13 protein-coding genes are annotated in these 13,220 nt (G+C 64.3%); 3 read left to right on the top strand and 10 right to left on the bottom strand.

The annotated features are described in order from the left end of the window. Nucleotides 1-292: 292 nt before the first annotated feature. The 4 genes from HWY30_RS05045 to HWY30_RS05030 all read right to left on the bottom strand — a co-directional run bounded on the left by HWY30_RS05045 (nt 293) and on the right by HWY30_RS05030 (nt 4,754). On the bottom strand, nt 293-1,213 hold the full coding sequence (locus tag HWY30_RS05045) for a DUF2242 domain-containing protein (RefSeq protein ID WP_090802600.1): 921 nt from the start codon (nt 1,211-1,213) through the stop codon (nt 293-295). A gap of 192 nt (nt 1,214-1,405) precedes the next feature. Then, nucleotides 1,406-2,098: a lytic transglycosylase domain-containing protein gene (locus HWY30_RS05040; protein WP_090802598.1), complete on the bottom strand. Its 693-nt coding sequence runs from the start codon at nt 2,096-2,098 to the stop codon at nt 1,406-1,408. Between the two features lie 125 nt (nt 2,099-2,223). Beyond that, complete coding sequence (locus HWY30_RS05035) at nt 2,224-3,510, bottom strand: cytochrome-c peroxidase (protein WP_279613268.1); 1,287 nt, start codon at nt 3,508-3,510, stop codon at nt 2,224-2,226. A gap of 8 nt (nt 3,511-3,518) precedes the next feature. After that, nucleotides 3,519-4,754 (bottom strand): alkaline phosphatase family protein, encoded by a 1,236-nt coding sequence (locus tag HWY30_RS05030; RefSeq protein WP_090802597.1) that lies wholly within the window; start codon nt 4,752-4,754, stop codon nt 3,519-3,521. A 240-nt stretch (nt 4,755-4,994) separates the two neighbouring features. Between HWY30_RS05030 and HWY30_RS05025 the strand changes: the two genes are divergently transcribed. Further along, entirely contained in the window at nt 4,995-5,255 is a 261-nt protein-coding gene (locus tag HWY30_RS05025; protein WP_090805534.1) for a DUF6723 family protein, read from the top strand. Between the two features lie 51 nt (nt 5,256-5,306). Here the strand turns inward: HWY30_RS05025 and HWY30_RS05020 are convergent, their stop codons facing one another. The 6 genes from HWY30_RS05020 to HWY30_RS04995 form a co-directional block, all read right to left on the bottom strand. Then, nucleotides 5,307-5,906 carry a rhomboid family intramembrane serine protease gene (locus HWY30_RS05020; RefSeq protein ID WP_090802595.1) on the bottom strand — a complete coding sequence of 200 codons (600 nt, stop codon included), beginning with the start codon at nt 5,904-5,906 and terminating at the stop codon, nt 5,307-5,309. Between the two features lie 162 nt (nt 5,907-6,068). Then, a complete protein-coding gene (gene glmS / locus HWY30_RS05015; protein ID WP_090802594.1) occupies nt 6,069-7,886 on the bottom strand; it encodes a glutamine--fructose-6-phosphate transaminase (isomerizing) in 1,818 nt (605 codons plus the stop codon). Nucleotides 7,887-7,945: 59 nt separating this feature from the next. Next, entirely contained in the window at nt 7,946-9,307 is a 1,362-nt protein-coding gene (gene glmU / locus HWY30_RS05010) for a bifunctional UDP-N-acetylglucosamine diphosphorylase/glucosamine-1-phosphate N-acetyltransferase GlmU (RefSeq protein ID WP_090802592.1), read from the bottom strand. A gap of 141 nt (nt 9,308-9,448) precedes the next feature. Next, nucleotides 9,449-10,450: a tRNA 2-thiocytidine(32) synthetase TtcA gene (gene ttcA / locus HWY30_RS05005; protein WP_090802590.1), complete on the bottom strand. Its 1,002-nt coding sequence runs from the start codon at nt 10,448-10,450 to the stop codon at nt 9,449-9,451. 3 nt (nt 10,451-10,453) lie between these two features. After that, nucleotides 10,454-10,849, bottom strand: a complete 396-nt coding sequence (locus HWY30_RS05000; RefSeq protein ID WP_090802589.1) for a dihydroneopterin aldolase — start codon at nt 10,847-10,849, stop codon at nt 10,454-10,456. 91 nt (nt 10,850-10,940) lie between these two features. Then, entirely contained in the window at nt 10,941-11,768 is an 828-nt protein-coding gene (locus HWY30_RS04995) for an SDR family oxidoreductase (protein WP_090802588.1), read from the bottom strand. 13 nt (nt 11,769-11,781) lie between these two features. On the opposite strand from HWY30_RS04995, the gene HWY30_RS04990 reads away from it, so the two are divergent. Beyond that, the gene (locus tag HWY30_RS04990; protein ID WP_090805533.1) at nt 11,782-12,984 is read left to right on the top strand and encodes a class I SAM-dependent methyltransferase; all 1,203 of its coding nucleotides are present in this window, start codon (nt 11,782-11,784) and stop codon (nt 12,982-12,984) included. A 31-nt stretch (nt 12,985-13,015) separates the two neighbouring features. Continuing rightward, nucleotides 13,016-13,210 carry a DUF2905 domain-containing protein gene (locus HWY30_RS04985; RefSeq protein ID WP_018418711.1) on the top strand — a complete coding sequence of 65 codons (195 nt, stop codon included), beginning with the start codon at nt 13,016-13,018 and terminating at the stop codon, nt 13,208-13,210. Nucleotides 13,211-13,220: the final 10 nt, after the last annotated feature.

Here is a 13,220-nt window from a genome sequence, read left to right as displayed (position 1 = left end):
CGAACAGCCTGTGCGCGAAATCTTGATAAAGATCAGGGTCGGCTAACGGTGTTCGAACTTATCCCAGTTATGTAGTTTTTCTACCGACGTATTCCGCAGGGTTATAGGTTTCGCATGATGTTGAAGCGGCGCGACATTTGCGACTTATCCACAGAATCGGTTGACCCTTGTTAACTACTACTACGTATGTATACGTATCAAGTAAACACCATAAGGTGAATATCGCTGCGCGCCTGAATCAGAGGCTGATCGGACCTTGATCAGCCTCGATGCGAAAGCCGCTGCGCCGCTGTCACGGCACCAGAGGCGCCGTGCCGCTCGCGGGTTCGATCGCTGCAGCCTGGCCAATCGGGTCGGCGGGTTGGACCGGCGAGGATGTCGACGGTGTCGTCAACGGAACCGGTGCGGGTGCGGTTAACTGCACTGGCGCGGGCGCTGACTCGACCGCCTGAGCCGCAGCTGGTGGTGTCACGGCGACAGGCTTGTCGGTCGTCGGTTGAGCGAGCGCTGGTGAGGTCGTCTGAACCGGCACGGTCGGCGTCGCTCGAACTGCAGCGGAGGTGGTCGCCGCTACCGGCTCGGGCACCGGCTCAGGGATCGTCAGTTGAAGCGGCTCTGCTACCGGCATCGGCAGCGTCCGCGTCTCGATCGGGCTGCTCGTCACCGGCTGCGTGCGCACGACCGTCTGCAAGTAATGATCGACGAGACCGAAAAAGCGGTCATAGAACTTGCCCGACGGAATCGTCTCGCTCGAGATCTTCACCATCGCGTCGCTATTCGAGCGAATCGGCAACGACAGCGAACCGAGCACGCTGAGCCCGACGCTCGCCGACGTATCGCTCTTCTTCAATGCGAAGCCGTTCTGCACCGCGTTCACGTACACGATGCTGGTATCGGCCGCCTCTTCGCCGGGCGTGCACACGACGTGAAATTCGACGACCACGTGCGAATCGCCGGTCGGCTGAAAATTCTTCGTGCCGTCGACGGTATCGGGACGCGACATCGTCGTCAGATAGCCTTGGCTCAGCAATGCGCGGCGCGCGGCTTCGCAGCTATCGCCCGTACTCGAATTGAAATTGCGCGCGTACGGGCTTGCGCCGGTTTCGAATAGTTCCTGAGTGAATTCGGGTTGCGGCGTGCTGCTGCATGCCGTGAGCGCGACCAGCCCGAACAGGGCCGCGGCGGTGGTGGTGCGGGAAAAGGGGTTCTGCATGATCAGTTGCGAGAAGCGCCTCGTGAGCGCGAATGGAAATGCATTGTAGAGCGGGTAGCGTCACGTGCGTAAAAAGCGTGCAAGGTACAGCCCGGACCCGATTGCAGCGGGTAACACCACGTCAACTTGAAGCACGCTGCCGCGCCCTCGCAGTGCACGCGGGCGAAAATGCGAAAGAAATCGCGCGCGTGCCTAGTTTGACGTCGTGCGCGCCGAGCCCACCGTCGCGGCCGAAGTCGACCCAGAGGTCGCGGCCGACGATGCCCCGGCTGCCCCGCTCGCGGCGGGTGCCGCGGATGCAATGAGCGCCGCCGGCACGCTGAACGCGTCGGCCCACGGGTTCGCGCTGGCGCAACGATCCGCCTCGCACGACGCGGCCCGCCCAGCGGCCCCGGAAGCGCCGTCAGCGGGTGTCGCAACCGCCGCGAAATCCTCCACGCGCAGATTCACCTTTTGCGCATAGGCCTTCGAGCCGCCATAGCTCTTGAGCGCGGTATTCAGATCGCCGTTCGCCGAGCGCATGTAGCCGTACAGAATCGCCGAGCCCGCTTCGATGTTCGCACCCGGCTCGGTCAGATCCTTCACGTTGCGCAGCAGGCCGCGGTGCGCCTGCGGCACGACCTGCATCAGCCCCGTCGCGCCATTGGCGCCGCGGGCTTTTTCCTTGAAGCGGGATTCGATCGAGATGATGGCGAGCAGCAGCGCCGGAGGAAGGGAGTATTTGTTGGCGGCGGATTGCACCGCGTCGGAGATCTTTTGAGCCTTTTCTTTGCCCACACCGAACTTCTGCGTCAGGTACGCCGATATTCGGTCGGTGTTTTCGTCGGCCGCCGCGGTTTGCGCGAGGCCGAGCGAAAGCACGATCAGGCAAAGTAACCGGCTCATAGTGGACGTCGGAGGAAGCAAAGATCCGCGCATTATAGCGCCGCGGCGTCGGGCGGCGCCTTTCCTCGGCAATTTTTGTCTTTTAAATCAAGGGTGAGCGGAACTCGTCCCGCTTTCCGGTGCGTTCATTTGACCGCTTTTGACTTCAGGTCATAGCCGTCGCTCAGCGTCGCGAGGAACGCGGCGACGTCGTCGATATCACGCTCGGACCAGACCGGACGCTCGCCCGTTTTGCGCGTCAGCGGCTCGTCGGTCGTATCGACGTTCACGCGCAGTGCGACCGGCAGATCGTTGAACTTGTCGACTTTGCCGTGCGCATCCCTTGGATACCACTTGTCCGGGTTCGTATCGCGTTGCACGTAGAAACGCAACGCCTCTTTCAGCGTGTGGAAGCGACCGTTGTGAAAAAACACGTGGCGCGTCGCGGTATTGCGCAGCGATACCGACTTGAACAGTCCGCAGTTCAGCTTGTCGCTCTGATCCGTACGCAATGGTCCGCACAGGCCCATGTCGAAATACTTCGGATCGGCGTTGACCTTCAGTTCAGCGTTGCGCGGCACGCCAAGCGCCTGAAAGTTGAAGTCGGTGAAAAGCGGATGAGCGCCGTTCACGCCCGACTGGTCGATATGACAGGATGCGCAATTGCCGCCGGCGGGGTCGTCGAACAGTTTTTTGCCGCGAAACTCTTGTGCAGTTAGTTGCACTTTCCCGTCCAGGTAGTAGTCGAACTTGCTCGTGTACGGATGAAAACTCGGGTCTTCGAGCTCGAAGCGCTCGATCGCGTACATCGCCTGGGTGAACGCCTTGGTCGGATCGGCAAAAATGTTCTGGCCGAATACTTCCTTGAAGCGCGCAGCGTATGGCGCGCGCTGCATCTTCGCGAGCAATGCGGCCGGATCCTTGTTGGCCATCTCGTTCGGATTGAACAGCGGGAAGTTCGCCTGATCGTGCAGATAGTTGAAGCGCCCGTCCCAGCCGAAGCCGCCGACCGGCGCGTTGTCCGTTTCGCTGAGCCGCTCGGACAGGCTCGCCGCCTGCGCATGCGTCCAGATCGGCGTACGGTTCAGCACGTAGCGCAGGCTCGGCACCGCGCGTGTGCCCTGCTGATGCAAGTCCGTGCCGCCCAGTTGCGCGGCGAGACCGTTGGGCGGCCCGTACGCGTGCTCGGGACTGTGGCAGCTCGCGCACGACATCTTGCCCGAGGCCGACAGCGCCGGATCGAAGAACATCAGTTTGCCGAGCGCGGCGGCGTCGCTATAGACGGGCTTCGCATCGGCGGATGTCGGTGTCGCATTCGACGCAACAGCGGGCGCCGCACCGGCGCCCCCCAGTAACGCGCCGCCCATCAGGGCGGCGAGCGCTATCCGACGCGCGCTCGCGCGCGCCGTGAATCGTATGACAGAAGACAGCATCGAGTCTTTTACAGGTTCGTGAAGATGTCGCTGCCGAACCCCACCAGACCGGCCTGTCCCGCATAACCAAGGTGGTCGAGCTGGAAGATGTCCTCGATGCTCTTCAGCATCGAATAGTGGTTGTACGGCACCGTGGACACCGTACCCGGCTTGATGAACTTCGAGATCATCACAGCGCCGGTCTGGTCGCCGCCGTAGCTCGACTTGGTCAGGTTGATCGTGATGCCGTTATAGGCGAGCGACGAAGTCTCCGGGAACGACGGCAGGTTCGGCCCGGGTTGCTGGCTACAGCAGGTCGTGCCGGCAAATATCAGATCCTCGCCCGACGCGGACTGCGTGACCGTCGCGTAGCTGCTTTCGTCGAAGTTGATGATCAGCAGGCCATCCTTCTGGAACGCCGGCGATGCGGTGATGATCGGCACCCACTTCTGCAGGAACGTGTTCGCGCTCGTCAGGCCGCCCGGCTGGCCGTTCACGCAAGGTGCGTCGTGGCCGTCGTCGCACAGGTTCGGCGTGATCAGGTTGAAGTTCGCCGTGGTCGAGACCGATTGCAGATCGTTCTGCAGGTTATTCAGATTGACGACGTGCTGTCCGCAGTCCGGCGAATCGATGATCGAGTGGAAGTACATGAACGGATTGTGGCGCGTCGCATACTGGTCGCCGAGCGGCACGGCCGCGCTCGGCGCTTCGGCCGACTGCGTGAGGTCCGTCGTGTTCAGCGTCGGATGGCCGCAGGTGGCCGCTTCGCGCGACGGATCGTTGCCCATGTCGCCTTCATAGCCCTTCCACGTATAGCCCGCTGCCTTCAGTTGGTCCGGCAACGTCTTCACGCTCGCCGGATACACACAGCCCGAGCCGATCGCCTGGCCATCGGACGTCATGCCGGTCAGCTTGAAGTCCTGATAGGTCATGCAGTCGTTGTCGGTCTCGTTGGTCGGCGACTGGCCGCTGATCATCGAGATGTAGTTGTCGAGACTCACGTGGCCCGTGCCGTAGTACTGCTGCACGAGCGCGCCTTGCGATGCCAGTGTTTGCGCGAGATACGGCGCTTTGGTGTTGGCGCCGAATGTGGTCGCGTAGTTTTCGTTTTCGAGCGTGATCACGAAGACGTGGCGAATCTGCTGCTGTCCGGTCAGTTGCAGCCCACCGGACGAAGAAGACGAGCCGCAGGCGGCCACGATCAAAGCGATTAAAGCCGCGCAAGCGGCCATGATGAGTGCGCGTAGCCCAATGCGGTGTGACATGTTCGTGGCCCTCTGTTGCTGTCTCTTTGTTGCCCTGTCGGGAATGCGGTTTTATTTGCGGGCAGACTTTATGGAGCGCCTATGACATTGCCGTGAAAGTTGACGTTAGTTCACCGATAAAACCATTGGCGAACCAGCGGGTTGCCGACTCGATTCACGCTTCGCGCCGATTTGAGACAATGCGCGTCGGCCGCGCGCATCGTTGCATGCCGCCTCAACGAACAACCGATGTTTTCAGCTATGAGCAAGACCGCGTTTATTCCCAGCGTCCCCGGCACGTCGGAGGACGACTTCGAGATTTCGGCGAGCGCGAAAATGGCCGGCTACCGGCGCTTCTTCGGCGTATTGAAAGTGGTGCGCACGACCGACGGCCGCGTGCTGTTTCCATTCGATGGCGCACCCGAACTGGGCCCACACGCGAGCCGACTCGAAGCGCTCGCGGCCGCGCAGGTGTATGGCGAACACATCGTCGCGAGCGATCTGGCGCGGCCGGAGTTATAGGATTCGTCGATCACCCGGCGATATGCCGATACGCGAAAAAATGCGGGTGGGTCAGCGCACGCGTACCCGGTTTGCCGCGCCGGCCCCCGCACGCGCGGCGAGCACCCCACCGAGCACGCCGCCGACATGGCTCTGCCACGACACATCCGGATAGATCGGCAGTACGCCGAACAGCAGGCTCAGACCGTAGCTGCTGACGACGACCAGGGCCACGAGGATCGACACGAGATTGCGCGTGTAGTAACCACGCGCAACCAGGTGACCCGCATAGCCGAACACCAGCCCGCTCGCGCCGATATGCACCGAATACGGCGCGCCGAATAGCCACGCGCAAAGACCGGCGCCGAGCATCGCGCCGATGGTCGCGCGCCAGAAGCCGGCGATGTTCGGCCACGTACACAGCCAGCCGAGTACGACGAGCCCGCTCGTGTTGGCGGCGATGTGTCCGACGCTCGCATGCAGCCACGGCGCGAACAGGATGCCCTGCAAGCCGTCGAGCGAACGCGGCACGACGCCGTGCTCGTTCAGATGCAGGAACGGCAACGCAACCGACAGAAAGAACACCGCCCACATCGAACCGACGAACAGCGCGATCAGCACGACGCGTGACTTCAGCTTTTCGGTTAGCGTGTTGGGAGATGAGGTCTTCATGATGACGAGGCCACGTGGGATGTCGACAGAGGGTAGTCGATGTGGCGTCGTCACGTCGAGGCATCGTGGCAAGACAGATGCCGATGGTGTTTCGTCCGCCGGACCGCACGGCAGTGCGGCTGATTGCGTGAGCTTGCGGCCCGGTTTGCCGCTACGTCTTCGTCACTCCACCGTCACCGACTTCGCCAGGTTCCGCGGCTTATCCACATCCGTGCCACGCGCACAAGCGGTGTGATACGCGAGCAACTGCAGCGGCACGACGTGCAGGATCGGCGACAGCAAGCCATAGTGCTCTGGCATCCGGATCACATGCAGCCCTTCGCCGTTGACGATCTTCGTATCGGCATCGGCGAACACATAAAGCTCGCCGCCGCGCGCGCGCACTTCCTGGATGTTCGACTTCAGCTTTTCGAGCAGCGCGTCGTTCGGCGCGACCGTCACCACCGGCATCGCTTCGGTCACGAGCGCCAGCGGCCCGTGCTTCAGCTCGCCAGCCGGATACGCCTCGGCGTGGATATACGAAATCTCCTTGAGCTTCAGCGCGCCTTCGAGCGCGATCGGATAGTGCATGCCGCGGCCGAGGAACAACGCATGTTCCTTGCGCGAAAACTCCTCCGACCACGCGATGATCTGCGGCTCCAGCGCGAGCACGCTGTTGAGCGCCGCCGGCAGGTGGCGCAACTGCTTCAGATAACTCGCTTCCTGCTCGTCGTTCAAACGTCCGCGCAGCTTCGCGAGCGTTGCCGCCAGCGTGAACAGCGCAACCAGCTGCGTCGTGAATGCCTTGGTCGACGCGACGCCGATCTCGCGGCCCGCGTGCGTGAGGAACGACAACTCGGTCTGCCGCACCATCGCGCTCGTGCCGACGTTGCAGATCGCGAGCGTGTGCTTGTGGCCGAGCTCCTGCGCGTGCTTGAGCGCCGCGAGCGTGTCGGCGGTTTCGCCCGACTGCGAAATCACCACCACCAGCGACTTCGGATTCGGCACCGACTCGCGATAGCGATACTCGCTCGCGATCTCGACCTGAGTCGGAATCTTCGCGAGCGATTCGAGCCAGTACTTGGCGGTGAGCCCCGAGTAGTAGCTGGTGCCGCACGCGAGAATCAGCAGGCTGTCGATGTCCGCGAACACCTGGCGCGCGCCTTCGCCGAAGATCGACGCATCGAACGCGTCGGCCTGCGGAATCGTGTCGGTGATCGCGCGCGGCTGCTCGAAGATTTCCTTCTGCATGAAGTGGCGATACGGGCCGAGTTCGACCGCGCCGCCATAGGCGGCGACCTGGCGCACCTCGCGTTGCGCGGCCTCGCCCTGGCGATCGGCGATGCGCACGCCATCGAGCGACAGTTCGCAGACGTCGCCTTCCTCGAGGAAGATGAAGCGCTCGGTGCTGCCTGCGAGCGCGAGCGCGTCCGATGCGAGGAAGTTTTCGCCGTCCCCGAGCCCGACCACGAGCGGCGAGCCCTGACGCGCGCCGACCACCGTATGCGGCTGATCCTCGTGCAGCACCGCGATCGCATACGCGCCGTGCAGTTGCGCGATCGCCTCGCGCACCGCGGCGAACAGGTCGCCGCGATACAGGCTATGGACCAGGTGCGCGATAACCTCGGTGTCGGTCTGCGAGACGAACTCGTAACCCTTGCCGCGCAGCATTTCGCGCAAGGCCTCGTAGTTTTCGATGATGCCGTTGTGTACCAACGCCAGCGCATCCCGCGAGAAGATCGGGTGCGCGTTGTCGGTGACCGGTGCGCCATGCGTGGCCCAGCGTGTATGCGCGATGCCCGTCACGCCTTCGAGGCGACCGTCGCGCACCTGGCCTTCGAGGTCGGCCACGCGCGCGACGCTGCGCGCGCGGCTCGGCCCGCGAGCGCCGAGCACGGCGACGCCGCACGAATCGTAGCCGCGATATTCGAGGCGTCGCAGTCCTTCGATCAGGACGGGAACGATATTACGTTGCGCAACCGCGCCGACAATGCCGCACATGGTGTATTCCTTTTCAGTGCCGGATTCAGTGAGCGCGCCTCGTGGGCACGCCGTATCGATCAGCTTTTCTTTTTGACAGGGCGCACGTAGCCCGTCTTGCTCGTCTGGGTTTTATCGTTCAACACCAGCGCGTCGGCGGCGACGTCCTTCCACACCGTGGTGCCGGCCGCGATCGTCGCGCCGCGCTGCACGCGCACCGGTGCGACCAGTTGCGTGTCCGAGCCGACGAACACGTCGTCCTCGATCACGGTGCGGAATTTGTTGGCGCCGTCGTAGTTGCAGGTGATCGTGCCCGCGCCGATATTCACGCGCGCGCCGACATCCGCATCGCCGAGGTAGGTGAGGTGGTTGGCCTTCGAGCCATGACCGAGCACCGCGTTCTTGATCTCGACGAAGTTCCCTACATGAGACTCGTCTTGCAGCGCCGCGCCTGTGCGCAAGCGCGCATATGGACCGACAACGGCCTTCGCGCCGACTTGCGCGCCTTCGATGTGCGTGAACGCATCGACACGCGTACCGGCGCCGATACTCGCGTTGCGAATCACGCAGTTCGGCCCGATGCTGACGTTGTCGGCCAGCGTCACACGGCCTTCGAACACGCAGTTGACGTCGATCGACACGTCGCGGCCGCATTCGAGCGTGCCGCGCACGTCGACGCGCGCCGGGTCGGCGAGCGTCACGCCCGCGACGAGTAGTGCGTCGGCGACATTGCGCTGATGAATCCGCTCGAGCTCGGCGAGCTGCTGCTTGCTGTTGACGCCGAGCGTTTCCCACTCGTCGTCGGGCTGCGTGGTGACGACTTCGAGGCCGGCTTCGATCGCCATTTCGACCGCGTCGGTCAGATAGAACTCGCCTTGCGCGTTGTCGTTTTTGAGCGCCGCGAGCCAGCCGGCAAGGCGCGCGGTCGGCGCGACGATGATGCCGGTGTTGATTTCGGCGATCTTCAGCTGCTCGGGACTCGCGTCCTTCTGCTCGACGATGCGTTGCACGTTGCCGTGCTGATCGCGCACGATGCGACCGTAACCGGTCGGGTCGTCGAGCGTGACGGTGAGCACGCCGTAGCCGTCCTGGCCGGCACGCCCGGTCAGTGCGCGCAGCGTCTGGGCACGCGTGAGCGGCACGTCGCCATAAAGCACCAGCGTGGGCAACGATGGATCGAGCAGCGGCAGCGCCTGCTGCACCGCGTGGCCGGTGCCGAGCTGTTGCTCCTGCACCGCGAACTGGATATCGGGCGCCGCGACGGCTTCGCGCACGGCTTCGGCGCCGTGGCCGATCACGACGATCAGGCGGGCGGGCTTCAGCGCGCGGGCGGTGTCGATGACATGAGCGAGGAGCGGCCGGCCGGCCAGAGGATGGAGCACCTTGGGAAGCGCGGACCGCATGCGCTTGCCGGTACCTGCCGCCAAAATGACGATGTTCATGGCGTCGGCAAATAGACGAGTTTGGAGCGGACGATTCTATCATGCTGCACCTGCAAAAAAGGCCGCAGACGCGGCCTCGGCAGGGCTTGCAAGCCAGCGGAAAAGCGCCGGAATGCCGCCGGAACAGGCACTTTTCGCTCGTTACAGGTCGTCGAACTGGACCAGCGAAATGGTCTTCGCACTGGTGAGCGGCGCACCTTCGTCGCCGCTCGAGCATGGTTCTTCGTCGAACGCGATGTCACCTTGCGGGTCGGCTTCGCCGCTCGCGCGCAGCCCCGCGAACGCAAACAGCTGGTGATCCATCAGATGCGACGGCACCACGTTCGACAACGCATTGAACATGTTCTCGATGCGGCCCGGGAAACGCTTTTCCCAGTCGCGGACCAGCGCCTTCATTTCCGCGCGCTTAAGGTTTGGTTGGCTACCGCACAGATTGCACGGAATGATCGGGAATTCACGCAGCTCGGCGTACTTCTCCAGATCGGTTTCCTTCACGTAGGCGAGCGGCCGGATCACGATGTTCTTGCCGTCGTCCGATTGCAGCTTGGGCGGCATGCCCTTCAACTTGCCGCCGTAGAACAGGTTCAGCAGCAGCGTTTGCAGGATGTCGTCGCGATGATGGCCGAGCGCGATCTTGGTCGCGCCGAGCTCGCCGGCGACGCGATACAGGATGCCGCGCCGCAGCCGCGAGCACAGCGAACAGGTGGTCTTGCCCTCCGGCACGAGCCGCTTGACGATGCTGTAGGTGTCCTGATTCTCGATGTGAAACGGGATGTCGAGTTGGGTCAGATACTCGGGCAGCACGTGCTCGGGGAAGCCCGGCTGCTTCTGGTCGAGGTTTACCGCGACGATGTCGAAATTGATCGGCGCGCGCTCGCGCAGCCGCATCAGGATCTCGAGCATCGCGTAACTGTCCTTGCCGCCCGACAGGCACACCATCACCTTGTCGCCGTCCTCGATCATGTTGTAGTCGCCGATCGCCTGGCCGACCTGGCGCGCGAGACGCTTGAAGAGCTTGTTGTTCTCGTACGCTTCCTTCTGCTCGCGGCGCGTGAGCGGCGATTTCGGGGCGCGGGCGGCGCTCGGTGCCGCGGTGGCGTCAGCGGCTTCGTTGTCTGCGGTCAGGATTTCCGGTGCGTTCATCGCTCAGTCCTCCTTGATGCGGAAGACTTCGACGCCGACCGCATCGCAGTCCGGATACACGTCCGGCTTTTCGGTCGACACGCGCGCGCCGCGCACCTGCGGATGTTCGAGCATCGCGCGCACGAGGTCGTCGCACAGCGTTTCCTGCAGATGAATATGGCCTTGCGAGACGCGCCTCGCGATCGTCGAGCGCATGAAGTCGTAGTCGACGACTTCGGTGAGCTTGTCGTGCACCGGCGTGGACATCGCGAGCGGCACGAACAGTTCGACGTTGATCACGACGCGCTGCTCGCCGCGCTTTTCGAAGTCGTGCACGCCGATATTGATGTGCACTTCGTAATTGCGCAGAAAAAGCCGGCGGCAATCGGCGAGCCGGGGGTGCGAAAGAGCGGCAAACATGTTCGTTCCAGTCCAAAAAAGCGTGCGGGGCACGCAAAGGGGCGCTTCGCCACACGCGATGACCGCCTCGAAGGCCGGCCACGCGCACGTGTCAGGCGCCCGTCAAAAACATCACGTCGCGCGGCAGCGGCACGAGATGCTGCCCGCCGTCGACCACCAGCGTCGTTCCGGTCACGCCGGCTGCATCCGCGAGATACAGCGCGGCGGCGACGATATCCTCGGGCCGCGACGCACGGCCAAGAGGCGTCATACGGTGAGCGGCCTCGAACCCGTGCTGGGTCTGGTCGCCCGATTGCATGGTCAGCCCGGGCGCGAGCCCGACCACCCGGAGCTTCGGCGCGAGCGCCTGAGCGAGCGCGACCGTCGCGGTCTGCAGCGCCGCCTTCGACAGCGTGTACGACAGATAGTCCGGGTTCATGTTGTACAGCTTCTGATCCAGCACATTGATGACGACGCCGCGCTGGCTTTCGTCGCGCAACGCCGCATCGGGCGTCGCGTCGTAAAGCATGCGCGCGAGCACGAGCGGCGCGCCGACGTTCGTCGCGGTCAGCTTCAGCAGCAGCTCGTAGCCGACGTCGCGCGCCGTGTCTTCCTCGAAGCGCGACGCGTTATTGACGATGCACGACGGCCGCCCGAGCGCAGCGGCGCAGTCCGGCAGCAACCGGGCGACCTGCGCCTCGTCGCCGAGCTCGGCGTGCAGCGCGACCGCGCGGCGGCCGAGCGCGACGATCTGCGCGACCACTTCGTCGGCGTCCTCACGCGAGGCACCGTAGTGCACGGCCACGTCCCAGCCGCGCGCGGCGAAGCCGAGGGCGAGCGCGCGCCCGATGCGGCGCGCGGCGCCCGTAATCAGCACGACGCGGGGCGTTTCGGGCGGCAGTTCAGCCGCGCGGGCAGCGATGTCCGGAGAAACGGTCATTTACAATGCGGGGATGAATCCCAAAGCTCACCAACCCGATAGTTTACCTGCTCCCGGCCCGAGCGCGCTCGCGCAGTCCGACGCGCTCGTCGCCGAGATCCGCGCGCAGCTCGACGCGGCCGGCGGCTGGCTGCCGTTCGACCGCTACATGGAGCGCGCGTTGTACGCGCCGGGTCTCGGCTACTACAGCGGCGGTGCGCGTAAATTCGGCCTGCGCGCCGACGACGGCAGCGACTTCGTCACCGCGCCGGAATTGTCGCCGCTGTTCGCCGCGACGCTCGCGCGCCCGCTCGCCGAAGCGTTGGAGGCGAGTGGCACGCGCGATGTGATGGAGTTCGGCGCCGGCACCGGCAAGCTCGCCGCGGGCTTGCTCAATGCGCTCGACACGCTCGGCGCCGGGTTCGACAGCTATTCGATCATCGATCTATCGGGTGAGCTGCGCGAGCGGCAGCGCGAAACGATCGCGGCGGCCGCGCCCGCGCTGCTCGCGAAAGTGCGCTGGCTCGACGCGTTGCCGCAGCGCTTCGAAGGCGTGGTGATCGGCAACGAGGTGCTCGATGCGATGCCGGTGCGGCTCTTCGCGCAAAACGGCGGTGTCTGGCGCGAGCGCGGCGTGGTGTGGCGCGACGGCGCCTTCGCGTTCGACGACCGGCCCGTCGCGGCCGCCGCGGACCTCGCGCTGCTGACCGAAATCGATGCGACCCGCGAACCGGCCGGCGACGACTACGTGACAGAAACGCACGAAGCCGCGCGCGCCTTCACGCGCACCATCTGCACGATGCTCGCGCGCGGCGCGATCTTGCTGATCGACTACGGTTTTCCGCGCCACGAGTACTACCACGACCAGCGCGCGCAGGGCACGCTGATGTGCCACTACCGGCACCGCGCGCACGGCGACCCGTTCCTGTACCCCGGTCTGCAGGACATCACCGCGCACGTCGAATTCACCGGCATCGCCGAGGCGGGCGTCGAGACCGGCGCGGACCTGCTCGGCTTCACATCGCAAGCGCGCTTCCTGCTGAACGCGGGCGTCACCGAGGTGCTCGGCGAAATCGATCCCGCCGACGCCGCGCGCTTTCTTCCCGCCGCCAACGCGGTACAGAAGCTGCTGTCCGAGGCGGAGATGGGCGAGCTCTTCAAGGTGATCGCGTTTTCGCGCGGACTCGACGATACGCTGCGCGCCTTTTCGAGCGGCGATCGTTCGCATACGCTGTGATCGTGAATCCGCTCTGGATCGAGGACTCGCGATGATTCGCTGGCTTTTGACTACCTTCGTTGCCGTCGCGGTGCTGTCGTCGTGCTGGCCGTGGCTGAGGAAGCTCGGCATCGGCCGGATGCCCGGCGACGTGACCTTGCGGCTGTTCGGCCGCGAGTATCCGTTTCCGTTCATGTCGACGCTGGTGCTGTCGATGCTGTTGTCGCTGTTGGCGCGGGTGTTGTAGGCGCCGTCGC

The sequence above is a fragment of the Paraburkholderia tuberum STM678 genome, from assembly GCF_902833905.1.
Lineage (GTDB): Bacteria > Pseudomonadota > Gammaproteobacteria > Burkholderiales > Burkholderiaceae > Paraburkholderia > Paraburkholderia tuberum.
The sequence above is the reverse complement of the archived record's forward strand: the minus strand, read 5'-3'. Positions and strand labels throughout refer to the sequence as shown.